At 33.3% G+C, this 24,743-nt stretch carries 24 protein-coding genes; 20 read left to right on the plus strand and 4 right to left on the minus strand.

The features are described 5' to 3' along the window. Positions 1–103 precede the first annotated feature (103 nt). Positions 104–2,290: a DNA topoisomerase III gene (locus AC1VAQ_RS06450; protein ID WP_302596568.1), complete on the plus strand. Its 2,187-nt coding sequence runs from the start codon at positions 104–106 to the stop codon at positions 2,288–2,290. Between the two features lie 92 nt (positions 2,291–2,382). Here AC1VAQ_RS06450 and AC1VAQ_RS06455 read toward each other — a convergent pair whose 3' ends face one another. Continuing rightward, the gene (locus AC1VAQ_RS06455) at positions 2,383–3,120 is read right to left on the minus strand and encodes a carbonic anhydrase (RefSeq protein WP_302596567.1); all 738 of its coding nucleotides are present in this window, start codon (positions 3,118–3,120) and stop codon (positions 2,383–2,385) included. Between the two features lie 427 nt (positions 3,121–3,547). Between AC1VAQ_RS06455 and trmL the strand changes: the two genes are divergently transcribed. The 11 genes from trmL (at position 3,548) to rlmD (ending at position 14,460) form a co-directional block, all read left to right on the plus strand. Then, a complete protein-coding gene (gene trmL, locus AC1VAQ_RS06460) occupies positions 3,548–4,036 on the plus strand; it encodes a tRNA (uridine(34)/cytosine(34)/5-carboxymethylaminomethyluridine(34)-2'-O)-methyltransferase TrmL (protein WP_302596566.1) in 489 nt (162 codons plus the stop codon). 83 nt (positions 4,037–4,119) lie between these two features. Continuing rightward, positions 4,120–4,821 carry a C40 family peptidase gene (locus AC1VAQ_RS06465; RefSeq protein ID WP_302596565.1) on the plus strand — a complete coding sequence of 234 codons (702 nt, stop codon included), beginning with the start codon at positions 4,120–4,122 and terminating at the stop codon, positions 4,819–4,821. A gap of 147 nt (positions 4,822–4,968) precedes the next feature. Continuing rightward, entirely contained in the window at positions 4,969–7,377 is a 2,409-nt protein-coding gene (locus tag AC1VAQ_RS06470; RefSeq protein ID WP_302596564.1) for an endonuclease MutS2, read from the plus strand. A 102-nt stretch (positions 7,378–7,479) separates the two neighbouring features. After that, positions 7,480–8,160: a response regulator transcription factor gene (locus AC1VAQ_RS06475; protein WP_302596563.1), complete on the plus strand. Its 681-nt coding sequence runs from the start codon at positions 7,480–7,482 to the stop codon at positions 8,158–8,160. After that, a complete protein-coding gene (locus tag AC1VAQ_RS06480) occupies positions 8,112–9,614 on the plus strand; it encodes a sensor histidine kinase (protein WP_302596562.1) in 1,503 nt (500 codons plus the stop codon). Before AC1VAQ_RS06475 ends, AC1VAQ_RS06480 begins: the two co-directional genes overlap by 49 nt. Before the next feature lie 62 nt (positions 9,615–9,676). Beyond that, positions 9,677–11,020 carry a S1C family serine protease gene (locus AC1VAQ_RS06485; RefSeq protein WP_303244312.1) on the plus strand — a complete coding sequence of 448 codons (1,344 nt, stop codon included), beginning with the start codon at positions 9,677–9,679 and terminating at the stop codon, positions 11,018–11,020. A gap of 116 nt (positions 11,021–11,136) precedes the next feature. Continuing rightward, complete coding sequence (locus AC1VAQ_RS06490) at positions 11,137–12,072, plus strand: 3'-5' exoribonuclease YhaM family protein (protein ID WP_302596560.1); 936 nt, start codon at positions 11,137–11,139, stop codon at positions 12,070–12,072. After that, the gene (locus tag AC1VAQ_RS06495; protein WP_479903657.1) at positions 12,069–12,380 is read left to right on the plus strand and encodes a hypothetical protein; all 312 of its coding nucleotides are present in this window, start codon (positions 12,069–12,071) and stop codon (positions 12,378–12,380) included. Before AC1VAQ_RS06490 ends, AC1VAQ_RS06495 begins: the two co-directional genes overlap by 4 nt. Next, a complete protein-coding gene (gene cas4, locus AC1VAQ_RS06500) occupies positions 12,371–12,904 on the plus strand; it encodes a CRISPR-associated protein Cas4 (RefSeq protein ID WP_302596559.1) in 534 nt (177 codons plus the stop codon). Before AC1VAQ_RS06495 ends, cas4 begins: the two co-directional genes overlap by 10 nt. 12 nt (positions 12,905–12,916) lie before the next feature. After that, positions 12,917–13,075, plus strand: a complete 159-nt coding sequence (locus AC1VAQ_RS06505; RefSeq protein WP_302596558.1) for a hypothetical protein — start codon at positions 12,917–12,919, stop codon at positions 13,073–13,075. Between the two features lie 8 nt (positions 13,076–13,083). Next, positions 13,084–14,460, plus strand: a complete 1,377-nt coding sequence (rlmD, locus tag AC1VAQ_RS06510) for a 23S rRNA (uracil(1939)-C(5))-methyltransferase RlmD (protein ID WP_302596557.1) — start codon at positions 13,084–13,086, stop codon at positions 14,458–14,460. Here the strand turns inward: rlmD and AC1VAQ_RS06515 are convergent. Next, entirely contained in the window at positions 14,446–15,924 is a 1,479-nt protein-coding gene (locus AC1VAQ_RS06515) for a recombinase family protein (RefSeq protein ID WP_302596556.1), read from the minus strand. The genes rlmD and AC1VAQ_RS06515 overlap by 15 nt on opposite strands. Before the next feature lie 179 nt (positions 15,925–16,103). On the opposite strand from AC1VAQ_RS06515, the gene AC1VAQ_RS06520 reads away from it, so the two are divergent. The 3 genes from AC1VAQ_RS06520 to AC1VAQ_RS06530 are packed head-to-tail and all read left to right on the plus strand — an operon-like array spanning position 16,104 to position 17,415. After that, positions 16,104–16,238: a hypothetical protein gene (locus AC1VAQ_RS06520; protein WP_302596555.1), complete on the plus strand. Its 135-nt coding sequence runs from the start codon at positions 16,104–16,106 to the stop codon at positions 16,236–16,238. 15 nt (positions 16,239–16,253) lie between these two features. After that, positions 16,254–16,391, plus strand: coding sequence for a hypothetical protein (locus AC1VAQ_RS06525; RefSeq protein WP_302596554.1), 138 nt, complete (start codon positions 16,254–16,256; stop codon positions 16,389–16,391). 22 nt (positions 16,392–16,413) lie between these two features. After that, positions 16,414–17,415, plus strand: coding sequence for a metallophosphoesterase family protein (locus AC1VAQ_RS06530; RefSeq protein ID WP_302596553.1), 1,002 nt, complete (start codon positions 16,414–16,416; stop codon positions 17,413–17,415). A gap of 135 nt (positions 17,416–17,550) precedes the next feature. On the opposite strand, the gene AC1VAQ_RS06535 is transcribed toward AC1VAQ_RS06530, so the two are convergent. After that, positions 17,551–19,014, minus strand: coding sequence for a recombinase family protein (locus tag AC1VAQ_RS06535; protein ID WP_302596552.1), 1,464 nt, complete (start codon positions 19,012–19,014; stop codon positions 17,551–17,553). After that, positions 19,011–19,160, minus strand: a complete 150-nt coding sequence (locus AC1VAQ_RS06540; RefSeq protein WP_302596551.1) for a hypothetical protein — start codon at positions 19,158–19,160, stop codon at positions 19,011–19,013. The genes AC1VAQ_RS06535 and AC1VAQ_RS06540 overlap by 4 nt, the downstream gene beginning before the upstream one ends. A 712-nt stretch (positions 19,161–19,872) precedes the next feature. Here AC1VAQ_RS06540 and AC1VAQ_RS06545 point away from each other — a divergent pair. From AC1VAQ_RS06545 to AC1VAQ_RS06565, 5 genes are all read left to right on the plus strand, one after another. After that, positions 19,873–20,949: a hypothetical protein gene (locus AC1VAQ_RS06545; protein WP_479903658.1), complete on the plus strand. Its 1,077-nt coding sequence runs from the start codon at positions 19,873–19,875 to the stop codon at positions 20,947–20,949. 63 nt (positions 20,950–21,012) lie between these two features. Then, on the plus strand, positions 21,013–21,417 hold the full coding sequence (locus tag AC1VAQ_RS06550) for a helix-turn-helix domain-containing protein (protein ID WP_302596549.1): 405 nt from the start codon (positions 21,013–21,015) through the stop codon (positions 21,415–21,417). A 168-nt stretch (positions 21,418–21,585) separates the two neighbouring features. After that, positions 21,586–22,374, plus strand: coding sequence for a ParA family protein (locus tag AC1VAQ_RS06555; protein WP_302596548.1), 789 nt, complete (start codon positions 21,586–21,588; stop codon positions 22,372–22,374). Then, entirely contained in the window at positions 22,364–23,290 is a 927-nt protein-coding gene (locus tag AC1VAQ_RS06560; RefSeq protein ID WP_302596547.1) for a ParB/RepB/Spo0J family partition protein, read from the plus strand. The genes AC1VAQ_RS06555 and AC1VAQ_RS06560 overlap by 11 nt, the downstream gene beginning before the upstream one ends. A gap of 307 nt (positions 23,291–23,597) precedes the next feature. Further along, the gene (locus AC1VAQ_RS06565; protein ID WP_479903659.1) at positions 23,598–24,449 is read left to right on the plus strand and encodes a sporulation initiation factor Spo0A C-terminal domain-containing protein; all 852 of its coding nucleotides are present in this window, start codon (positions 23,598–23,600) and stop codon (positions 24,447–24,449) included. Positions 24,450–24,743 lie beyond the last annotated feature (294 nt).

The raw sequence follows: 24,743 nt of genomic DNA on the forward strand, positions 1-24,743 counted from the left end.
TTTATGAAAAGTAAAAAGAATGATATAATAAGGCATTAATAAGTATACTACAGTCATAATGCCATGAGAAATGCGCATTGTAGAGTTATAAGGAGATACATGCATGGGAAAAACGTTAGTATTAGCAGAAAAGCCTAGTGTGGGAAAAGATATTGCCCGCGTTTTAAAATGTCATAAACAAAATGGAAGTTTTATAGAAGGCGATAAATATGTGGTGACTTGGGCAATGGGACATTTAGTAGGACTTGCAGACCCAGAAGCTTATGGTGATCAGTACAAAACATGGTCAATGGAAACATTACCAATGTTACCGCCTAAAATGAAGTTGACTGTTTTAAAAGGGACAGGTAAACAATATCAAGTGGTTAAAACACAGCTTCAAAGAAAAGATATTACAGATATTATTATTGCGACAGATGCAGGACGTGAAGGTGAACTTGTAGCACGTTGGATTATTGATAAGGTAGGTGTTAAGAAGCCTATTAAACGTCTTTGGATTTCATCTGTTACAGATAAAGCTATTTTAGAAGGGTTTAAAAATTTAAAACCAGGAAGTCAGTATGATAACTTATATCGTGCAGCCGTATGTCGGGCAGAAGGTGACTGGCTTGTAGGACTTAATGTCACAAGGGCACTCACTTGCAAATATAATGCACAGCTTTCAGCAGGACGTGTACAATCAGCAACACTTGCAATGATTGTAGATAGAGAGGAAGCTATTAAACACTTTGTACCACAGGCTTATTTTACCATAAGTGCTAAGGCTGTTAATCAAGAGGGGAAGGTATTTACTTTAAGCTATAAAGCAAAGGAACAAAAAACATTAAAAGATGAAAGCAAAGTAGATGCCCTTATTCAACAGATAGAAACAGGTGAAGCTATCATTACAGAGATTAGTCAAAGCAATAAAAAGCAATATGCACCGCAACTTTATGATTTAACAGAACTACAACGTGATGCAAATAAACTTTTTGGTTTTAGTCCAAAACAAACATTAGGAATTATGCAGCGTTTATATGAAAATTATAAAGTATTGACATATCCAAGAACAGATTCACGCTATATTTCAGAAGATATTGTACCTACCTTGAAAGAACGTTTAAAGGCAGTGGCGATTGGACCCTATAGAAGTTTTGCAAGTGAAATTATCAACAAAGGTTTTAAGGTGAGTAAAAACTTTGTTGATAACAGTAAGGTATCTGATCATCATGCAATTATTCCAACAGAAGAAAGTGCTATGCTTACACGTCTTAGTAATGAAGAACGTAAGATTTATGATCTAGTTGTAAAACGTTTCTTAAGTGTGTTAATGCGTCCGGTTGAATATACACAGATGAATGTAACAGTAGAAGTGGCAGGAGAAAGCCTTATTGCAAAAGGCAAGAACATTCAGGAAAAAGGCTGGAAGGCTTTATATGACTATAGCGTAGAAGAAGAAAATGATGAAGAAGTAAAAGATCAAAGTTTGCCAGTTCTTACAAAAGGCGAAAGTGTTAAACTCCAAAGTGTTGCAAAAAACAAATGCTTCACAAAAGCACCAGCTCGTTTTAATGAGGCAACACTACTTTCTGCTATGGAAAAGCCATACCTTTATGTAAATGTAGGTCAAAAGGCAGCAAAAACGTTAGGTGAAACAGGTGGTATTGGTACTGTTGCTACACGTGCAGATATTATTGAAAAGCTCTATAATATGTTTTACATCGAAAAAAATGGCAAGGATATCATTCCAACATCAAAAGGAAAACAGCTTATTGAACTTGTACCAGCAGATTTAAAATCACCACTTTTAACAGCTAAGTGGGAAAATGAATTAGAACTTATCAGCAAAGGCAAACAGAGTCCAAAGACGTTTCTGGAAAATATTCGCATTTATAGCAGCGGCCTTGTTAAAGATGTGAAGAGGTCAACAGATAAATACGTACATGATAATATGACAGGTAAACGTTGTCCTAACTGTGGAAAATTCTTGTTAGATGTTAAAGGTAAACATGGTAAAATGTATGTATGTCAAGACCGTGCGTGTGGTTATAAAGAAACAGTAAGTAAATTTACAAATACACGCTGTCCACAATGCCACAAAAAATTAGAACTGCGTGGGCAGGGAGATGGGCAGATTTATGTATGTACAACATGTACATTTAGAGAAAAATTAAGTACATTTAATAAAAGGTATCGTAGTAATAATGAAAAGGTAGATAAACGTTCTGTACAGAAGTATATGAAACAGCAACAAAAAGAAGATGAAGGTAACTTTGTATTTGCAGACTTGTTCTCAAAGTTAAACAAATAAGATACTTTTAAACACTAAATAAAATGGGTGTCGTAAATTTACGACACCCATTTTATTTATATTAGGCCAATTAAAGTGAGATAAAATAATGATTAATCTAAGAATGTAACATGACCATCTAAGTCATAGTAAGCCCCTACAACTTGAAGTTTGCCTGATTCAATGGCTTCAGCTACGACAGGATTTTGTTTAAGAGTCTCAATAGTAGCCTGAACATTTGTGTGAGAGGCATCTTCAATAGAAGAAGCATTTACAGCTTCTACGCTTGGTGTGATGGCAGCAACAAGTTCGCCGATGGCACCTTCGGGTTCTGATTTGGCTTCATAGGCTTCAAAGGCAGCAGTTACAGCGCCGCAGCTTTCATGTCCCATGACAACAAGAAGCGGGCAACCAAGATGTTCTACGCCATATTCTACAGAACCAAGTGCATATTCATCTAAAATGTTACCAGCAATACGAATTTCAAAAAGTTCTCCAAGTCCTGCATTAAAAACGTGAGATGGTGTAACACGAGAGTCAGAACATGAAATAACTACGGCATAAGGTGATTGCCCATTTTCAAGCTCAGTTCTTTTTGCAGAAGAAACATTAATGATTTCAGTATCATCAGCTACGAAACGTGCATTGCCATCTTTTAAAAGGTTAAGTGCATCTTCAGCAGTTGAAACGTTTGTATCGACTACAAGACTTTCGGCTTCATTTGGTGTAGATGCAGTTTCTGTAGTAGTAGATGGTGTAACTTCAGTAGGCTGGGCAGGTGTATTGGTATTACCACATCCTACGAAAGCTAGTGTGCTCATTAAAACAAATAAAAAAGCAAATTTTTTCATAATCAGTATTCTCCCTATGTAATGAATTAAATCATTGTAAGTGTTAAACACTTAGAAAATGATATTTAAAAATGTGACTTTTAAAAAATATCACAATAAAAACATATATTCAAATTATTTGTTTGAAGCTGTAGAAAATAAATTAGTAAGAAATAAGTAGAAAGAGCTTGTATGTTATAAATAAAATAGGTAAAAATGATTAAATAAAAAAAGAATATATCGATAAATTTAAAGAAAAATAGTTAAAAATAAAATCAAATAATTGATTCGTGTAAAATATTCAACAAATTTTAAACGAAATGTCAAAAGTTAAGACTGGGAAAGGTGGGCGTTGATTCAAGACAAAATATGACATATAATAATAGGCATATAGTGGAAATGTTTATCATGAAATTTATAATATACAAAAGAAAGAAGAGGATGTACGATGAATATCGTTTTACATGAACCAGAAATACCACAAAATACAGGAAATATTGCAAGAACCTGTGCTGCGACAGGTGCTACGCTTCATTTAATTGAACCATTAGGATTTTCATTAGATGAAAAACAAATTAAGCGTGCAGGTCTTGATTACTGGCATTTAGTAACAGTAAAAACTTATAAAAACTATCAGGAATTCTTAGAGAAAAATAATTATCCTAAAGTTTATATGGCAACAACTAAATCACGTCAAACTTACACAGAAGTAGCGTATGAAGAAGATGCTTATATTATGTTTGGGAGAGAGTCAGCAGGTATTCCAGAAGAGATTTTATTAGAAAGTAAAGAAACTTGTATTCGTATTCCTATGATTTCAGAAGCGCGTTCTTTGAACTTATCAAATTCTGTGGCAATTGTACTTTATGAAGCGCTCAGACAACATAATTTTGAGCATCTCAAAATAGCAGGTGAACTGCATCATTATCACTGGTAAGAGAAAATCCTCTTAAGGCTGTATAAAAAACGGAATATTGTGCAATAATTGCAAATGGAAGTTTTAGCTTTTAGGAGGAAATTATGAAATCTTTAATGAAGCGTGTTTTAGGAGTAGGACTAGCGCTTTTAATGAGTACCACACTTTATGCAAGTCCTGTAGAACGAAAGTCAATATTCCCTAAGTATACTGGCATAGTTGCCTCACTTCGTGATGCAAATACAGATATAAGGAGTTATCCAGATCAATATGCCGATATTTTAGGGACTACTTATAGTAAGCAAGTTCATATCATTGGCCAAAATAATGATTGGTATAAAGTGAGTTTAAATGGTGATGTTGGATGGATTCGTAAAACAAGTGTGGAAGTGACACAAAATGAATATATACCATATAGTAAGGTTTTAGGTGAAGAAATCGTAGATTACGGTAAACAGTTTATTGGTACGCCTTATGTATGGGGTGGTAATGACCTAAAAAAAGGAGTAGATTGTTCAGGACTCACCAAAGAAGTATATGAAACTTTTGATATTAACATTACGAGGCTTGCGGCAACACAGGTAAGAGATGGTAAAATCATTGACAAAGCAGAGCTTCGTCCTGGCGACCTTGTGTTTTTTGATACAACAGGTAAGAATACAGGAACGATTTCACATGTAGGGATATACGCAGGTGATAATATGTTTTTACATGCTGATGGTACCAATGGTGTGATGCTCAGTAGATTAGATAGTCCATATTATGCACGCAATTATGTCACAAGTAGTCGTATTATCAATAGTTAAAAAGACATGAGTTAAAAAAACATGAGGCTATGTCATTAGCCTCATGTTTTTTTATAGGAATAAGAAGGTTTAGTTTTTAATATTTGCAAAGCAGACAAATTGTGTCATAATAGAAATAACGTTAAATACAATATAAGAGGTTATAAAATGAACGCAAAAACACTCTATAAATTAGAATTTCATAAAGTACTTGAACTTGTAAAATCGCAAGCAGTGACAGAAGGTGGAAAGCATTTAGTAAGTCAAATGCTACCTTCTTCTGAACTTGAAATTGTTAAGAAGCTTCAAGATGAAACTGCTCAGGCTATGATGATGAGTATCAAGCAAGGAAAGCTACCACTTGCAAGTCTCCATGAGATGAAACCTATTTTAAAAAGAGTTGAAATGGGGGCAATACTTGGTAGTGGAGAACTTTTAGCAGTCAGAGATACTATGCGTATGACAAGACAGGCTAAAAATTATTATCAGGATGCAACAGCAACAGGGCAAACATATGAGGTGCTAGGTGAATATTTTGAAACATTAACACCTTATGCAATTATAGAACGAGAAATTAGTCGTTGTATTTTGGCGCCGGATCAATTTGCAGATAATGCAACACCAGAGTTATATCAAATTCGTCGTCAAATCAAAAATTTAAGTGTAAAGATTAAAGAAGTACTTCAAAACATAATTCATTCCAGTCATTATCAAGATATGATTCAGGACCCTGTTATTACAGTGCGTCGCGACCGTTATTGTATTCCCGTTAAAGTAGAATACAAGGGGCAATTTAAAGGGATTGTACATGATCAATCTGCTACAGGAGCAACTGTATTTATTGAGCCAATGACAGTTGTAGATTTAGGCAATGAAATTAAAAGCTTAGAAGGTAAAGAGCAAGAAGAAATTGAAAAATTACTAATTGATTTAACGAATCAAATTGCACCAATTACATTGGAGATGAGTGTAAATTACGATTACTTAATTAAGTTGGATGCAATTTTTGCACGTAGTGAATTTTCACTGAAGTATGATTGTCGTCAACCTAAGTTAAATAATAAAGGGTATATAAATCTTAAGAAGGCAAGACATCCACTTCTAAATAAAGAAACAGTTGTACCTATTGATGTTTATGTAGGTAAGGAATTTACAAGTTTACTTATTACAGGACCTAACACAGGTGGTAAAACAGTTACCTTAAAAACAATTGGGTTATTTACACTGATGGCAGCTATTGGACTTCAAATTCCAGCAGCTGAAGAAAGTGAAATTGCTGTTTTTGAAGGGATATATGCAGATTTGGGAGATGAACAAAGCATCGAGCAAAGCTTAAGTACATTTTCATCACATATGACAAATATCGTAGAGATTTTAAGAGATATGAGCTTAAATTCGCTTGTGTTATTAGATGAGGTAGGTTCTGGAACAGACCCTATTGAAGGTGCTGCGCTTGCAATGTCTATTTTAGAGCATCTTCGTAAACAGCAAATTCGTACAGTAGCAACAACTCACTATAGTGAGTTAAAGCTTTATGCGCTTTCAACAGATGGCGTAGAAAATGCTAGTGCAGAATTTAATGTAGAAACATTAAGTCCAACTTATAAATTATTAATTGGTGTACCAGGTAAAAGTAATGCTTTTGCTATCTCAACAAAATTAGGACTTCCTGCACATCTTATTGATGATGCCAAAACATTCCTTCAAAAAGAAAATGTAAAAATGGAAGACATTTTAGTAGATCTTGAGCAAAGTAAACGTATGGCTGAGATTGAAAGTGAACGTGCAAGAGCTTATCGTAATGAAGCGGAACGTTTAAAAGAGGAAATTCAAAATGAACGCAAGAAGATTGATAAGGCAAAGAAGAAAATTCTAGAGCGGGCTGAATTAAAAGCCAAAGAAATGCTTAAGGCAGCTGAGATGGAAGCCGATCAAACACTTAAAGAAGTACGTGCAGCAGCTAGAGATGCGAAGGTAATGATTGATGAACGTAGCCTTCAAGAAGCTAAACAAAAGATGACTTCTACAGTAGAAGGTCAAAAGAAACGTATGAGCAAAATAACAGGTAGTCATCGTAATGCACCTAAAAAACTGACAAGTGTAGAAGTAGGTGAAGAGGTAATGGTAGCCTCTCTTATGCAAAAAGGTATCGTTACAAAAGCGGTTGATAGTAGTGGCAAGGTAGAGGTACGCATGGGGATTATGCCAATGAAGGTTAACTTAAGTGATTTAATTCGCGTAGAAGAAACTAATGCTAATGAAGCACCTAAGAAAAAAGTTCGTGGTAAATCCAATACAAGTGGGGTAAGCTATGGTATAAGTAAAACAAGTACCATTTCTACAGAAGTAGACGTACGTGGTATGATGGTAGATGAAGCAAATCCTATAGTAGATAAATATTTAGATGATGCTTATTTATCTGGTTTAAAACAAGTAACAATTATTCATGGCAAAGGAACAGGGGCCCTTCGTGCAGGAATTACGCAAATGCTACGTCGTCACCCACATGTAGCATCACAAAGACCTGGTACTTTTGGTGAAGGGGAAATGGGTGTAACAGTTGTCACATTAAAATAAGAATGTAATGATAAAATGATAAAGTTGATATGAGTAGGACATGAAAAAGATATATTAAATGGCAGAAAGAATCAAAGAAATAAAGAAGAGAGAGGAATAGATATGCTTAAGATACTGATAATAGATGATGACACCAACATTTCCGAACTTATTTCCTTATATTTAAATAAGGAAGGTTATCAAACAAAGGAGGTTCATAGCGGACGTGCAGCCCTTGTAGCATTTGAAGAATATGGACCAGATTTGGTTCTTTTGGATGTCATGTTACCAGAAATTGATGGTTATGATGTATGTAAAGAAATTAGAAAGAAAAGCCGTACGCCGATTATTATGCTGACAGCTAAGGGCGAAGTATTTGATAAAGTTTTAGGGTTAGAATTAGGGGCAGATGATTACATGGTAAAACCATTTGATCCTAAAGAGCTCATGGCAAGGGTAAAGGCTGTGCTGAGACGTAATATCATGCCAGTAGAAACGATTGAAACCAAAAATCGTATTGTACTTGATAATTTAATTATTGATAAAGACAATTACTCAGTAACCTATGAAGGAAGTCTTGTAGAACTTCCACCAAAGGAATTAGAGGTTTTATACTTCTTAGCAAGTCATCCCAAACAAGTATTTACAAGGGAACAACTTTTAGATAAGATTTGGGGTTATGACTTTGTGGGTGATACACGAACTGTGGATGTACACATTAAGCGATTAAGAGATAAATTTGAAGGTGATCATACATGGAGCATAAAAACCGTTTGGGGAGTAGGCTACAAATTCGAAAAATAAAAGATACATTTGAATTTTCGTCTCTTTTTAGCCGTTTAGTAACAGTCTATATTAGCATTTTAACAGTCACACTTATTATATTATTTATTACTTTTACAAATACATTTCGCTCGTATTTTGTACAGTACACTCAAGATATGATGATTAAACAAGCACAAAGCTTAGCAGAAGAGTACTATAAGCTTGGACATTTTAGTAACTATCGTGAAGAAGGTGTGGAGAAAATCTTTTATCGTATTGAGGTAATGGAAAGTTATATGCAAGCAACCTCTTGGCTTGTTAGACAAGACGGGACGGTTCTTGCACTTTCAGATAAGGGCGTTGTACCTATTGATTATCAAAATATACTTAATAGACAAGATATTGAAAAAGTATTTGAAGGTAATATTGTGCGTATTGAAAATGGTTTTAAGGAATACTTTTCAACACCGGTTTTAACAGTTGGTTATCCGATTGAAATAAGGGAAGAAATTTATTTTGCTTTATTTATTCACACACCTATGCCAGTTATTTTAGAAACAATTGATGAGGTACGTAATATTATTTTACAAGTAGTTGGTCTTATCGGAAGCTTTTTATTTGTATGGATTTATTTTATTTCTAAGCAAATGACGCGGCCACTAAAGGAAATGAATGCAGTGGCTAAGACTATTGCTAGTGGTCAATTTGATAAGCGCATAGAAATTAGAGGGAAAGATGAAATTGCTGAGCTAGGAATGTCATTTAATAATATGGCACAAGAACTTGATAAGATAGAGGAAAATAGGAATAGTTTTATTGCAAATATATCTCATGATTTACGTTCACCACTTACGTCAATACAAGGCTTTGTGACGGCAATATTAGATGGAACGATTCCGCCAGAAAACCAAGAAAAATATTTGAAAATTGTACTTAATGAGTCAAAGCGTATGATTAATATGACTAATAAAATTCTGGATTTAAGTAAGTTAGAAGAAGGTCGTGTGCCAATTGAAAAGGTACCTATTAATATTAATAGGATGATTGAGACTGTGGCACTTACTTTAGAAAATCGTGCAAAAGAAAAAGATGTCCAGGTAAAGATTGAATTAGATACGAAATGCAATTATATATTAGGTGACATGGATGGGATTAGCCGTGTTTTACAAAATTTATTAGATAATGCTTTAAAGTTTGTAAATGAACATGGTGAAATTAAGATTATTACAACGAGTTATCGTAATAAGGTATGGGTAGGTATTTGCAATAGTGGACCAGCTATTCCAAGGGAACAACAGAAGATGATTTGGGATCGTTTTTATAAAGGGGACCGCTCGAGAGGTCAAGATAAGAGAGGTGTAGGTTTAGGTCTTGTCATTGTTAAAGAAATTTTAAAGCAACATGGTGAGATGGTTGGAGTACGTTCCGAACCGGGAGAAATGGTTACGTTTTATTTTTCTTTAACACCACAAAAAGAAAGTTATGAAAATTAACAAAAACTTCATAATTCGGCATTATACTGACCGAGAAGACAAGTTAAAGGGAGGAATACTTTATGAATGAGTCAAATGATTTTAATCAAAATGAGGAAAGCGTAAAGGAAGCTAATAATTTAAATTCAAGTGAGAATGAACATATTGAAATGACATATAATCCTGAAATCACTAAGGAGAACACGGAAGAGTTCGTGACTCCCTTCCCTAACAATGAAACCCAATCAAATAAAAAATCCACTTGGCCTAAGTTTGTGGCAGGTGTTGTAATAGGTAGTTTAGTAGGTGGTACTGCAATAGGTTCTAGCTTTGCACTTATAAGCTCAAAATTAGGTAACAACAATGGAAGTGGCCTTGTTGTACAGCAAGCTGTGACAGGCAATGGTACAGATGGCATCGTACAGCCTGTTGCACTTAATAATAATATTACAGATATTGCTAATAATGTAGGGCCAAGTGTTGTGTCTATTTATAATACAAAGGTTGTTTCCACTTTTTTAGGAGATTATGACCAGTCTGGTTTAGGTTCAGGTGTAATTTTCAAAGAGGATAATGAAAAAGTATATATGGTAACAAACTGCCATGTTGTAGAAGGTGCGACAAGTTTAGCTGTTAACTTTCTTGGCAATACAAAAGTAGAAGGAGAACTTATTGGACAAGATGCAACAACTGATTTAGCTGTTGTTGCTGTACGTAAGGAAAATCTAGATGCGGATACATTAAGTGGTATTCGTATAGCTACACTTGGTGACAGTGATCAGGTTCAAGTTGGACAACTGGCAGTAGCTATTGGTACCCCTATGGAAGCGGCTTTTAATAATACAGTAACAGTAGGTGTTATTAGTGCGATTAATCGTGAAGTCCAAGTAGATGCTTCTCGTACGATGACATTGTTACAAACAGACGCTGCTATTAATCCTGGGAATAGTGGTGGGGCTTTAGTTGGACCTACTGGAGAAGTAATTGGTATTAACACCGTTAAATTGGTAGATAGTAGTGTAGAAGGTATGGGATTTGCTATTCCTATTAATTCTGTAAAGCCAGTTATTGAAGAAATACTTGAGAATGGTACAATTGAAAGACCAAGCTTAGGAATTATGGGAAGCAATGTAAGTAGTGATGCTTCAAATATGTATGAGTTACCAATTGGTATTTATGTGGCACAAGTTACACCAGGTGGTAGTGCAGATATAGGTGGTATTGAGGCCGGTGATATTTTATTTGAGTTTGATGGGACACAAATTACAGATATGAACCAACTAAAATCACTAATTGCAAATAAACGTGTAGGTGATAAAGTAGAAGTGAAGGTTGTACGTAATAAAGAAAAGAAAGTTTTAAATATTACACTTAAGGCGACAAGAGTGACGACAACAACGAACTCTAATCCTACCAGTTTATATTAATTAATGTCTATAAGAGCTGCTTTGCTAAGTAATTTAGCTTTGGAGCTCTTTTTACATTGAAATTATAGGTTAGATTTGGTACTATTACTTGTAGAAGCAAATAGGGAGAGATCAATATGATGACAATTAGTGCATTAAAACCTCAAGAGACAATTAAAGGCACATATTTATGTAAGTATAAACAAATATTAAAAAATAAAAATGGAAAAGACTATTGCACTGTACGCTTTCAAGATTGTACAGGAACAGTAGATGGTAAGATTTGGTCACTGCATAGTGGTATTATGCCATTTGAAGTAGATGATGTGGTAGAAGTTGAGGGTGAAGTGATTTTATATCAAGAAAATCTGCAACTCAATGTAAATAGTATAAAGAAAGCAGAAGAAGGAACATATAACTTAAAAGATTATTTGCCACATACAAAAAAAGATGTGGATATCTTAGAAAGTGAATTACTAGGTATTATAGATCAAGTTCAAGATATGTATATTAAAAAGCTTTTAGAAAGTATATTTTGTGAAGAAAGTATTTACGAGCGCTTTATAAATCATAGTGCAGCTAAAAGTGTTCATCATGCCTATTTGAGTGGTTTATTAGAGCATACAGTAACTGTGACTAAAATAGGTATGCATATGGCAGATTTATATGAAGGTGTAAAGAAAGACTTTGTCATTGCAGGTTGTTTACTTCATGATATTGGCAAGCTTTATGAATTAACACCATTTCCTAAAAATGATTATTCAGATGAAGGACAGCTCATAGGACATTTAGTTATCGGTGCAGAAATTATTCATGATAAGGCAAGGGAAATATCTGATTTTCCCAAAGAAACAGAAATGCTCTTAAAACATATTGTGATTGCCCATCATGGAGAATATGAATATGCATCACCTAAACGTCCAAAATGTATTGAGGCTATGATTGTGCATTTAGCAGACTACTCAGACTCTAAGCTCAAGATGTTAGAAGAAATGCTACAGGCAGCACCAATAGATGAGTGTTATATTGGGTATAATAAAATATTAGGTAGAAATATTCGTCAAATCAAATGATGAAGAATAAAAATTCTAAGAATCAAGGACCTAAAAATGCGAGTCTAAAAATATCTGCCAATGAGATTAATCGCTTTGTATATTGCCCTTATCAGTGGTATTATAGTCGTTATTATGGTCAAAAGGATTTGAAGGAAAGATATAAAGCACTCAAAGATAAAAATAGTCAATTAGAGAGTAATTTCAAAAAAGGCTTACGTTTTCATAAGAATTACTACTTAAGTTATCGTTTTCAAAAATGCATACGTTGGATTATCGCACTAACGGCTCTTGGGTTTATGATTTGGGTGGTGATAAAATGTCGTTAGTAGGACAAATAGTAGGAATTGGACTCATGACAAGCGTTCTGTGGATTAGTTTTCGTCCAACTATTAAAGAAAAGCATAAGAAAGATATAGGTGTAAGAGGGGCGAGTCCTATTTATGCCGATGAAAAAGGGGCTAAGCTTTTAGTGGCACCAGAATATAATTTACAAGGTAAGCCAGATTATATTTTTGAAACATGGTGTTTAAAACGTTATATTCCGTTAGAGATTAAAAGTGGCCGTTTAAAAGAAGATGAAGAACCACATCCAGGGGACCTTTATCAGCTCGTGGCATATTTTTTAATTATAGAAGAGATTTATGGTAAAAGACCGCCTTATGGGAAATTAGTGTATGCCAATAAAACATTTACCATAAGGAATACGGCAAGACTAAGACGTGAACTTAAAGAGATTTTAAAGCAGATGCGTGGTATGCTAACGGGAGAATCTATGCCCTTAGCAGAGCCTAATTTTATGAAATGCAAGAACTGTGTATGTCAAAGAACAGTCTGTGAATTTCAAGAATAAGGAGGGGGGAAAGTGAAAGAAAAAGAAAATAAGTCAAAAAAGGGTTCAGCACTTTTAGATCATATGATCCAGCGCAATATAAGTAGTTCTATGCAGAATGTGGATGATAAAGTGATTGCACAGGCTATAAAAACCCTTTTAATGAAAGATGACAATAAATATATGAACTAGGAGTATTCATGGAACAACCAATTTTAAAAAATCAGCATTATGAAATAGAAATAATAGACCTTGGGGCACAAGGAGAAGGTATCGGAAAAATCGGTGAATTTACTGTATTTGTACCAGATGCTATTACAGGTGATAAGGTAGAAGTACGCCTTGTTAAAGTAAAAAAGAGCTATGGTTATGGCAAAATGATGAGGCTCATCACGCCATCACCATTTAGAGAAGAACCAACTTGTCCTGTGGCTACGAAATGTGGCGGATGTCAAATCCAACATATGAAATATGAGGCACAGTTAAACTGGAAGACAAACAAAGTAAGGGCATGCCTTGAACGTATAGGTGGCTTGAAAAATATTACAGTAAAAGATACATTGGGAATGAAAGTACCATACAACTATCGTAATAAAGCGCAATATCCTATTCGTAAGGAGGGAGATACTGTAGAGATGGGATTTTTTGCTCAAAGAAGCCATCGCATTGTGCCATCTAATAAATGCAGTATTCAAAATCCTAAAAATGAAGAAATTATGCGTATCGTAACAGACTTCTTAAATGAAAATAACATTGCTATATATAATGAAGAGACACATAGGGGGCTTGTACGTCATCTAATGATTAAGACAGGTTATCATACAGGTGAAATTATGGTTTGTCTTGTGATTAATGGGCGTAAATTACCGAAATCGGAGGAATTTGTTACAGCACTTAAAAAGGTAGAAGGCATCAGTAGTATTTTACTTAACCATCAACTTGATAAAACAAATGTTATTTTAGGCTATGAGACAACACTTCTTTATGGAAAAGAATATATTATTGATAAAATAGGTGATTTAAGCTTTAAGATTTCGCCTCTTTCATTTTTCCAAGTTAATCCACTTCAAACAGAAGTCCTTTATAAAAAGGCACTTGAGTATGCACAGTTAACAGGAGAAGAGACAGTATGGGATGCGTACTGCGGAATTGGAACGATTTCACTCTTCTTAGCACAGAAAGCAAAAAAAGTATATGGTGTAGAGATTGTACCACAAGCCATTGAAAATGCTAAAGAAAATGCTAAGCTTAATAATCTTACGAATGTAGAGTTTTATACAGGGAAAGCAGAAGAAGTTATCCCAAGACTTTATAAAGAAGAAGGGGTTATTGCAGAGACAATTGTCGTAGACCCACCACGTAAGGGTTGTGATATGTATCTTCTAGAGACACTTAAAGTAATGGCACCGCAAAAAATTGTCTATGTTTCTTGTGATCCAGCAACACTTGCACGAGATTTAGCTTATCTAACAGAAGAAGCAGGTTATACTGTAGAAGAAGTACAACCTGTAGATATGTTTCCTCATACCACGCACGTGGAGTGTTGTGTGTCGTTAAAAAAATTAAATAGAATCTGAAGGGAGGGTAAACCTATAATTAATCGTAGGTTTACCTTCTTTATCAATTACAATTGAATTGATGAACTGTGTAAGGATTTCAGCGTTAAGCTCTGTAATGGTGCCATAAGCTGAAATCCTTTTTATTTCTTTAAGATAGCTATTTTTATCTAATCCATCTAGGGATTTTTCGTATTCAGATAAGTCTTCCTTAAGTTTAATGATTTGAGAAGAAATATCTTGAGTAAAAATCTGATATTCCTCTTTCGTAATAATATCATTAATTAAATGGCCTAGAGCCTTATTTTTTTGCTCATTTAAACAAGCTATTTGATTTTGACAGTTTGTTATGAGAGACTCTAGTTTCTCAGCAGAAGAGAGTAGAGAAGTTTCTACTGATTTAAGCTGAGAGGTATTGGAACTATTCTGAATAAATTGATTCAGTTCCTTAATAACAGTTTCAGCAAGAGCAGCTTCTCTAACTCTATGGCTAGAACAAACCTGATTACCACGTCTGTCATAGGTGCCACATACATACCCTTTACTATTGGCTTTATAATGAAAACCTTTACCACACTGATCACAAATCAGTAGATTAGAGAAGAGATGTGTATTAGATCCAGTAATGACCTTTCTTTTTTTATTCAACCGATGCTGCACGTTATTAAACAGTTCTTCATCAATAATGGCTTCATGTGTATTTTCTACAATAATATGTTGCTCAGCAGGAAGTTCTTTCCGAGCTTTTGAAGTTACACTAATGGTGGTTTGACGTCCTTGTACCAGATGCCCTAAGTAGTGAGGATTATGTAGTATAAGTTTAATACTAGAAGCATGCCACTCATTAGAAGCATTTGCCTTACCAGCTACTTGAGCAGGTGTAGGAACACCTTCTCTGGTAAGTTCATTCGCTATCAACGTTTGACCTTTTCCACTTAAATAGTCTTTAAAGATTCTAATCACGATATTTTTGCAGTATTCGTCTCTAATCTGTAGCTGACCATCTACTATTTTATAGGCATATGGTGGAATAGAGCCTTTAAATTCACCACGCTTAATTTTATTAGTAAGAGAGTGTTTAACACGTTCAGAGATACGCTGAGATTCCTGTTCATACAGCCAAGCATAAAGACCAAACATGCTACGATTTCCTTCAAGTGTATTAATAGCATTATCTAGGGTCACAATATCAATTTTATTATTCTCAGCTAGGTTCTTAATGCGATAAGAAAGTTCACCATTACGAGCCAATCTTGAAAGCTCTTTAGCTAAGATGATGCTAAATTTTCGCTGTTCCATATCTTTAATTAATCGATTCAAATTTTCACGATTAGATGTTGTCCCTGACTCTATATCAACATAGAAATCATAAAGTTCCCAATTACGTTCTTGAATGAAGTTAATAAAAAGTTCTCTTTGATTTTTTAGAGAAGCCTGTTGCTCAATTTTTTGAGTGCTTACGCGAATATAAATTGCACATTTCATAGTTTATTACATCTCCTTTGTTAATTGAGATGTAGTTTGTTTACCTAAGTCAATTATAGAAATAAGGGAACTAAGTTGTCAAATTATATCTAAATAACTATTAAATATAACGACTTAGTAGTAAAATCGAATATATGCTATAGAAAGTACTAGGTAAAATGTAGGAATTCAATAAAGAAATGAAGTTCCAAGAATTATTAAAAGAAAATATTGATTTAGAGTTGCTGTTTATTAAGTACTTACTGGATCGTGAAGTGACAGATGAGAAAATGGGCGAGTATGCATTAAACTATACAACGCTAACAGATGATTAAAAGTGGGAATTTGCAATGTTTTACAAGCAAGAATTAAATAGAAATATGTTTATATGGCCAGATTTCCTACTAAATATGGAAATGCCGATGGAGATATTTAGAAAGAATATGAAGTTGTCAACGCTTGAGATTACAAAAGACAGGACTGAATAAGAGGAGTAAAGTAAAAGGAGACGTGAGAAGAGCAATGATATTTGTAACAGGAGATACACATAGGGAGTTAGATCTTGAAAAACTACACACTTCTCATTTTCCAATGCAGAAAGAGTTAACTAGAAATGATTATCTTATAATCTGTGGGGACTTTGGTGCAGTTTGGAATAATAGTAAGTATGATGACAGTACACTTGATTATCACAATAAAAAGCCCTATACAACGCTCTTTGTAGATGGAAATCATGAGAATTTTGACTTGTTAAATGGATATAAAATAGAAGAATGGCATGGTGGAAAGATTCATCGTATTAGGGAAAATGTAATACACCTAATGAGAGGGCAAATCTATACAATAGATGATAAGAAATTCTTTGTTATGGGAGGAGCAAGCAGTATTGATAAAAATAGCCGGATACCATTTGAGTCTTGGTGGCCTCAAGAGTCACCCACTATGGCAGAATTAGATGAAGCACAAACAAATTTAGATAAGCACCAATGGGAAGTGGATTATGTGTTATCCCATACGACATCTAATATAGTGATGCAAGAATGTATTGAATTTCAAAAAGAAAAGGAATCAGTGAATGAGTTTTTTGATATCTTACAAAGGAAGCTTAAATATAAATGGTGGTTCTTTGGGCATTTCCATATAGACGAGATTTTTGAATCTCATAAATCTACTTGTTTATATGACCTTATCAGAGACTTAAACAATATTGAAGTTGGAGGGTTAAAACAAAAAGATAATATTTATTTTTCAGAGGATAGCATGCGGATGGAAAGCCTTGCGAATATATTGCTACATGCTATAGAACTTATCAAATACAACTATGATCAAGAAACCTGTGACAATAGAACAGAGGGCTTACTAACAAAGAGTGATTGGTATAGACTGTGTGAAGACTTTGAAGATGTCATTAATCAAGAGATAGCATCTGAAGCCACCAAGGTAGAACTCATACATGCTATGATGACAGATGAGTACTGGAAGAAATGGTATGAGAGAACGTGTAAATCATAGTAACCCAAAAGGCACAATTTAATTGCAAGAGATTAGATTGTGCCTTTTGGCATGATAAGATTACATTATAATTTTATATTGCCTATCTCTCTGAGAATATTATAAATTTTCAAGTACCTTTCTTATACAAGTTGATTAGTTTTTGTATTTGTAGTAAACATCAATGTGCTGGCTATCCTGAATTTCTATTTTTTCAATGAATAGATTAAGAATAGTAGGGCTTAGTGTAGAAACTTGCCTTTGATGAATAAGTTGCTGGAGGTCATCTAATACAGTAGATTTATTGAGCTCTGTTATCAATAGGCTATTAGAATGTAGTTTTGTCTCTAGCATTTCTGTAGACTGACTATCTAAACTAATAAAGGAAGTGTATTGCTCATTTGTAATATCCCCTTTAATAAGCTTTTTTAAGGCTGAATTGTTTTCAGACTGAATCTGCTTGAGCTGTTTTTGAAGAGAACGATTATATTTAGTTAAGGTACTTACTTCTCTTTTTATATATTTCTTCAAATCTGAGATGGAGCAATTGATAGTGGCATCCTTTAATAGTTGATTAATATCATCTAAAATAGCAGTAGTCAAAGCATTTTCTTTGATACTATGAGAACTACAGTAATCCTTGCCTTTTTTATTATATGTACCACAAATATAGCCTAAACGGTTAGCACTATAGTGCATGGCCTTTTCACAATCTTTACAAAAGAGTAGATTAGAGAATAAGTGAAGTTGAGGAGCAGGTCTTGCTTTTTTGCGATTGCTTAGCATAAGCTGAACGGCATCAAACATTTCCTTAGTGATAATAGGATCATGCATATGAGGAACGACAATAAAATTGTCTTCTTCAATTTTTTTGCGTTTTTTACAAGTTACACTAATAGTAGATTCTTTTCCTTGAACTAAGTCACCTACGTAATGTCTATTTTGCAAAATGGTTTTTATGGTAGATCCATACCAATATATAGAGGCGTTACGTTTATTAGCAGTTTGGCTAGGTGTTGGAATCTTTTCTAATGTTAGGTTACGAGCTATTTTATCACAGCCTAATCCCGCTAGATAATCTTGAAAAATACGACGTACTATATGAGGTGTGTGATCGCTTCTAATTAGTAATTTTTTATTTTCAATGCGATACCCATATGGAGGAATAGAACCCATGAAATGCCCGGCTTTAGCGTTAGTTCTTAATGCAGTTTTTGTACGTTCACTTGTCTTTTGTGCTTCATTCTCGTAAATCCAAGTATACAATCCAAACATTTCATTGGAACCTTCAAGCATGTTGATAGCTCTATCTAGAGTTAACAGCTTAATATTGTATTTTAGAGCATTATCTCTAATTTGATAAGCTAAAGCTCCGTTTCTCGATAGCCTGGAAAGTTCTTTAGCTAAGATAATATCAAATTTATTCTTGCTCATATCATTTATTAGACGTTGTAAGTTTATTCTTTTAGAAGTCGTACCAGATTCAATGTCTATATATTCTTCAACAATTTCCCATGAATGGTCTGCAGCATATTGTTGAAATAGAAGATGCTGATTTTCAATAGAACTTTTTTGTCCTTCACTGTCTTTACTAATTCTAATATAAACTGCACATCTCATGCTGCCACCTCCTCAGTGTCTGCTTCAGGATTAACTGATTTAGTTATTTTTGCAATAAATTCATTTATTAGTAAATCTGTAAGAACAGATGAAAGATCATCTAGAGAATGTGTTGATGTATCACTAAAGATTCTTTGTATTTTCATAAATTTAGTCTCCTAGTTAATAATTTAATGTCATAAATAAATAGTTCATATAACCCAGTTTGGGGTACATGAGAAAGATTATAGCATACTGTACAAGCCCCTCAAAGTGAATTTGAACGTTTTGAGTATAGGCATTGAGTATCAAAGGCTATAGGAGTTGATTGTGTGAAAAGATTATAAATATTTGATGTCTGTATTTCACAAAATTAGTTTCCTAGATAAAAAATTAATGCCTTAAATAATAGTTTGTATAATGGGATTTAGGACACATGAGAAAGATTATAGCATACTGTACAAGCCCCTCAAAGGAGAATTGAAGGTTTTGAATACAGATGTTGATTATCAAGGGGGATAGAAGGTAGTGATGTAAAACTCACTACAAATGTTTAGATAAATTATAGGATTTCATTTTGAGTTGGAGGAGATTATAGGATATTCAAAAGTGCCCTCAAAGTGAAAATAGAATTTTTTAAAATGAGAGCTAATTCTTATGTTTATTTAAAAATATATTCTGAATAACATAAAAAAATGTACATGTAAAATTCCCTTGCATTGGCTATTTGAGAATAGTATGATTGATTTTACGTTCTCAAAAATGGAAAATTTTGAGGGCAAAATCTTAAATAATAAATATACGCCATTGTTGCAAAAAAAGAGATAAAAAAACTCATATAAACATTGATTTTGCAATAAAAGTAGAAAGGGACGACCTATGGTACATACATTAGAATTTTACGTAAATATAACACACGTAGAAAAAGAACTTGTAGAGCGAAAGCATGGACAATATATAAAAGGAGTTATTAGAAAACTTGAAAGACAATTTAGTAAATTTAATATAAGAATTGGGAAACCGATGTGGAATGGGAGTTATAATATCTATCTTCAGTTTGATGCAGTTGAGTTGTTAGGGCGAACAGAAGATGGAGAGATTGTTCCAGATGATTATGAACTAATACAATTTCATATTCTGGAATTGGAACATCAATTATTTGATTTCCCAGATAGACATTTTATTCTGAACCGCATTGATTATAGAGTGGATTTAAAAGTGGAAAATAAGGAGCATCGTAAAATCTTATTTAAGTTATGGAGAAAAATAGCAAAAAGCTATGGACATTTAAAGAAGAGAACTAAGAAGAATGCAACTAGAGAACAGAAAGATGGCAAGGAAATCTATAGATCAGAGAAATCCTATCAAACCACAATATATTTAGCTTCAAAATCGTTAGTCGTTTGTTTGTATGACAAAGAAGAAGAGAGAAGAAGCAAAGGAATGGAACCTTTGCCATATGAAAGAAATGTTATTAGATTTGAAGTTAGATTAATGCGAAATCATCTCGCATATAAGGCTAGAGAGGAGAAGGTATATAAAGATAAAAATAAAAAGAAGAAGGAAACAAGAGAAAGAAGTTTAGAAGCTTACATGGAGAAGAGATGCTTTGATGAATACATAAAAAAATACATAGTCACCATATTTGGAACGGAAGATTTTCATAAACTTGATGTTATTAAATCAAAGCTTATAGAAGCAGAAATAAAGAATGCTCAAAGAGACAAGCTGATTAACTTTATCAATATCATTGCACGAGCTGGAGTGGAAGGAGTAATTAATTATAGAGGCACGAAAAGTAAGAAGAAAGGAAGTTGTTCTAGGTATACCATGAAAAGATACCGACAGATTCTCAGTGAACTTGATATACATATTATATCTTTACCATTAAAAACAAAAGGTGTAGGAAATATCCTTGAGAATCCTTTAGGGAAATGGAAGATGAATAATGAATAACTATACTAAAATATTTTTCATAAAGTATAAATTTACAGTTTGTGAAAATAGAAAGGAGACAATATGCAACAAAATTGTATAAAGATACACAATGGCACCAAGGAGTCTAGAAGTATTATAGAGATTCAAAACTATATTACTCAGCTAGAAATAAATGATTATAGACTGAAAAAGAGAATCAAAGATATGGAGCAGCTGAGTGGAAAATATGAAAAACTGGTTTCTGATTACGAAAGCGTAATGGAGCAGCTAGAGCATGTGAATATAGAGCTTGCTTATTATCAAGCTATAAGCATTGCTAAAAATAATGGTCGTCCTGGAAAATTATCCACACAAGAGGTTTATGAAATAAGAGAGTTGAGAAAGGCAGGAAACACATTACAACTGATAGCCGAGCAATATCATGTTTCAACTGCTTTAGTGCATAAAATCACTAAAGATATTAAAACTGATAAGCATAAAAAGTGATAAAAGCAATGTCGCACAGTAAAGAATGATAAAACGGATAAACATATTGAAAAATAAGGATTTTAATGTGCTAATATCCTTGTTAAAATCAATCAACTTTTTAATTTAGGATAATAGAAGTGTACATTGAATAACAAAAAATAAATCGAGAAAAAGGAGAATATAGATATGTGTAAAATCATTTCAGTTATAAACGAAAAAGGAGGAGTAGCAAAGACAACAACAGTTTATACTGTTTCTGAATGCCTTGCTAAACAAGGAAAAAGAGTGTTAATGATAGATTTTGATCCACAATCGAGTCTTACAGTTATGGCTGGGTTTGAAGAAATAAATCAAATGCCTAAGACTATCGCCCATTTAATGAGTGATTCAATAGATAAAAGGGAAAATCTAAATCTTAATTATGATATCGCGGAATTAAGAAATGGTGTGTTTTTTATACCTGCTAATAAGGAATTAACAGCTATAGAAGTGTCATTAGTAAATGTTATGAGTAGAGAATATGTGCTAGCTGATATACTTGAACAGCTCAAGTCAGATTATGATTATATTATTATAGATTGTTCACCGTCTCTAGGTTTACTAACTATAAATGCATTAGCTACAAGTGATTCAGTTATTATTCCTGTTACTGCAGAATATTTATCTGCCAAAGGTCTTGAAATGCTTTTGGAAACAATTTTACGTATCAAAAGAAGGATTAATCCGCAGTTAGATATTGAGGGAATTCTGTTTACACAATTTAAAGAGAGAAATAGATTAACAAAAGCAGTAGTAAAAATGATCGTTGATGCGTATGGTGGAGTTATACCAATATTTCAACAAACAATAGCATATTCTACAAAGGTAGCACAAGCAGCAATGTATCAAAAAAGTATTGTAGAGTATGCACCACAACATAAAGCTGCACAAGCTTATATTCAAGTAGCAGAGGAGATAATAGCAAATGAAGAATAGTACATTAAAGAAATTAGATAACTTATTTCAAGATACTGCTATACTTGAGCTACATATTGAACAATTAATACCTTATCATGATCATCCATTTAGATTATATGAAGGTGAACGTTTAGAGAATATGATTCATAGTATTAAGGATTTAGGAATAATAAATCCAATTATTGTAAGACCTACAAAACAAGAAAGGGGGAAATATGAAATACTAGCTGGGCATAATAGGGCCAATGCAGCAAAACTAGCTGGACTAACAATGGTTCCTGCCATAATCAAGGAGCATATATCGGATGATGAAGCAAGATGGATTGTTACAGAGTCAAATCTTATGCAACGTTCTTTTAATGATATGAGTTATTCAGAGAGGGCTACCGTACTTTATGAACATCATGAAATGTTAAGATGCCAAGGAAGGAGAATGGACCTGCTTAAAGAAATTAATGAATTTTGTGGTGAAGATACTTCTGGCCAAATTGGCCAAAAGTTAGAGAGCAGAGAAAAGGTAGGAAAAGAATTTTGCTTAGCATCTAGGACAGTGAGTCGATATTTAAGAATATATAAGTTGGATGATAAGTTAAAACACTTATTAGATGAAGAGAAGATAGCTTTTACTGTTGCAGAAAACATATCTTATTTATCTTTATCTGCTCAACAACTACTTGCAGAAGTTATTGGAAAGCTTAAGATTAAAATTTCAAATAAGCAGGCGACAGAACTAAGAGAATTAGCTAATGAGAAAGAAATAACGATGGAGATTATAAGTGATATATTGTGTTCTAAAGAAAAGAAACATTCTAAAAAGACAATCAAGATAGAAGTAGAAGTATTTGAAAAATATTTTACGAAAGAAAGTAATGATGAAATAAGTGAAATTGTAGAAAAAGCTTTAGAAGAATATTACGCCAATAAAAGTGCATAACCTATACTATTGCCCAAGATTATAATAGACTCTTAAAAAAGTGAATAACAATGCCCCTAAATGCCTCATAATGCCGTTAGTTGCTAGTACAACTGTGCATTATGAGGCATTTTAGGGCATTTCAATATGAAATAAATACTAATATAGCATAAATTAATGATGAATTAATAATGAAGGATTGGAAAAATGATAAGCATAGTAGAGAATGGAAAAAATTAATTTAAAAGTGGTTATATGTGATTTCATCTTGCGTATAGTAAACTATCTTGAATATCAAGTAAAGAAATAGAAGAAAGCAGGAGAAATGATGAAATTACGTAAAGAAGAAATAAGAGTGCTTATAGCAGACTGGAGTTTAAGTTATATGAAAAACTTAAAAACAGAATTAGAGGCTAGGAGATTTAAGCAGATAGAACAATGTAATGATGGGGAAGCAGCAATAGCTCTTATAAATGAATTTGAACCACATATTGTAGTTGTAGATCAGGAGATAAAATATAGTGATGGCTTATCTATTCTACAATATATTGCAGAACAGAAATTAGAGATAGAAATAATCTTTACCTCATCTTGTACATCTGAAATTTTATTCCGTAAAGCTAATATGTTAGGAAGTAAATTTATTATCACAAAGCCAACCCAGGTAGAGCTCATTGCAGAGCGAATAGAAGATATTTATGAAATTATAGGATTTGATAAAGTAGAAGAGAAAGATATTGGAGAGTATTTTTCAGATGACGATTATGAACTTGAAGAAGACCCATTAATGCTTGTAGGTGAAATTGGGCTTGCAAATAATATTGGGCGTATTTTATTAGGGTTTGGCATAAGAGCTAATCTTAAAGGCTATAAATATTTAAAAACTGCCATATTGATGACAGTGATGAATCCAAATGTGACGAATACAATGACCAAAGAATTATATCCAATGCTAGCTCAAAAATATCATACTTCTAGTACAAGTATAGAAAAAGATATGCGACATGCAATAGAATTAGGATGGGCTAGTTCTCACAGTAAGTACAAAGAGTCCTATTTTGGAAGAGGTGTTATGCAAAATAGTGGGTGGAAGAAACCAAGCAATGGTCTCTTTATTGATACTGTAGCTGAGAAGATACGACATAATTTAAAAGGGCAGATTTCATTGATGAGTTTGTAAAAGAGGCTACCTTAATTATATAAAGCGAATTGAAAAATAGGTTCCTATAGTGTTATAGATTATAGGAACCTTTTAATTGTATTAATAAATAGGATTAATAATAACTAATACTTAATGGAAATTAATATAACGATATGTGCTAGTTAATCTTTAATTATAGAAAGGATAAATATGGTAATCCTAAAAATTATAATATCCTTGCAATAATTAAACAGTAGTTTATTTATCAAAATATTAAATGTTTAATCTGTGTAGTTGCCTGATTACCAAGGCATTTGTTTATGAAACAACAGA

This window comes from Cellulosilyticum sp., from assembly GCF_982396655.1.

Excerpts from the sequence above, each read along its gene's own strand:
- AC1VAQ_RS06520 (WP_302596555.1), top strand. The coding sequence starts at position 16,104 with ATGAAGTTCCAAGAATTATTAAAAGAAAATATTGATTTAGAGTTGCTG.
- AC1VAQ_RS06565 (WP_479903659.1), top strand. The coding sequence starts at position 23,598 with ATGAAATTACGTAAAGAAGAAATAAGAGTGCTTATAGCAGACTGGAGT.
- rlmD (WP_302596557.1), top strand. The coding sequence starts at position 13,084 with ATGGAACAACCAATTTTAAAAAATCAGCATTATGAAATAGAAATAATA.
- AC1VAQ_RS06455 (WP_302596567.1), bottom strand. The coding sequence starts at position 3,120 with ATGAAAAAATTTGCTTTTTTATTTGTTTTAATGAGCACACTAGCTTTC.
- AC1VAQ_RS06470 (WP_302596564.1), top strand. The coding sequence starts at position 4,969 with ATGAACGCAAAAACACTCTATAAATTAGAATTTCATAAAGTACTTGAA.
- AC1VAQ_RS06485 (WP_303244312.1), top strand. The coding sequence starts at position 9,677 with ATGAATGAGTCAAATGATTTTAATCAAAATGAGGAAAGCGTAAAGGAA.
- AC1VAQ_RS06560 (WP_302596547.1), top strand. The coding sequence starts at position 22,364 with ATGAAGAATAGTACATTAAAGAAATTAGATAACTTATTTCAAGATACT.
- AC1VAQ_RS06465 (WP_302596565.1), top strand. The coding sequence starts at position 4,120 with ATGAAATCTTTAATGAAGCGTGTTTTAGGAGTAGGACTAGCGCTTTTA.
- AC1VAQ_RS06475 (WP_302596563.1), top strand. The coding sequence starts at position 7,480 with ATGCTTAAGATACTGATAATAGATGATGACACCAACATTTCCGAACTT.
- AC1VAQ_RS06540 (WP_302596551.1), bottom strand. The coding sequence starts at position 19,160 with ATGAAAATACAAAGAATCTTTAGTGATACATCAACACATTCTCTAGAT.
- AC1VAQ_RS06555 (WP_302596548.1), top strand. The coding sequence starts at position 21,586 with ATGTGTAAAATCATTTCAGTTATAAACGAAAAAGGAGGAGTAGCAAAG.
- AC1VAQ_RS06495 (WP_479903657.1), top strand. The coding sequence starts at position 12,069 with ATGATGAAGAATAAAAATTCTAAGAATCAAGGACCTAAAAATGCGAGT.
- AC1VAQ_RS06515 (WP_302596556.1), bottom strand. The coding sequence starts at position 15,924 with ATGAAATGTGCAATTTATATTCGCGTAAGCACTCAAAAAATTGAGCAA.
- AC1VAQ_RS06490 (WP_302596560.1), top strand. The coding sequence starts at position 11,137 with ATGATGACAATTAGTGCATTAAAACCTCAAGAGACAATTAAAGGCACA.
- trmL (WP_302596566.1), top strand. The coding sequence starts at position 3,548 with ATGAATATCGTTTTACATGAACCAGAAATACCACAAAATACAGGAAAT.
- AC1VAQ_RS06550 (WP_302596549.1), top strand. The coding sequence starts at position 21,013 with ATGCAACAAAATTGTATAAAGATACACAATGGCACCAAGGAGTCTAGA.
- AC1VAQ_RS06525 (WP_302596554.1), top strand. The coding sequence starts at position 16,254 with ATGTTTTACAAGCAAGAATTAAATAGAAATATGTTTATATGGCCAGAT.
- AC1VAQ_RS06480 (WP_302596562.1), top strand. The coding sequence starts at position 8,112 with ATGGAGCATAAAAACCGTTTGGGGAGTAGGCTACAAATTCGAAAAATA.
- cas4 (WP_302596559.1), top strand. The coding sequence starts at position 12,371 with ATGTCGTTAGTAGGACAAATAGTAGGAATTGGACTCATGACAAGCGTT.
- AC1VAQ_RS06450 (WP_302596568.1), top strand. The coding sequence starts at position 104 with ATGGGAAAAACGTTAGTATTAGCAGAAAAGCCTAGTGTGGGAAAAGAT.
- AC1VAQ_RS06535 (WP_302596552.1), bottom strand. The coding sequence starts at position 19,014 with ATGAGATGTGCAGTTTATATTAGAATTAGTAAAGACAGTGAAGGACAA.
- AC1VAQ_RS06545 (WP_479903658.1), top strand. The coding sequence starts at position 19,873 with ATGGTACATACATTAGAATTTTACGTAAATATAACACACGTAGAAAAA.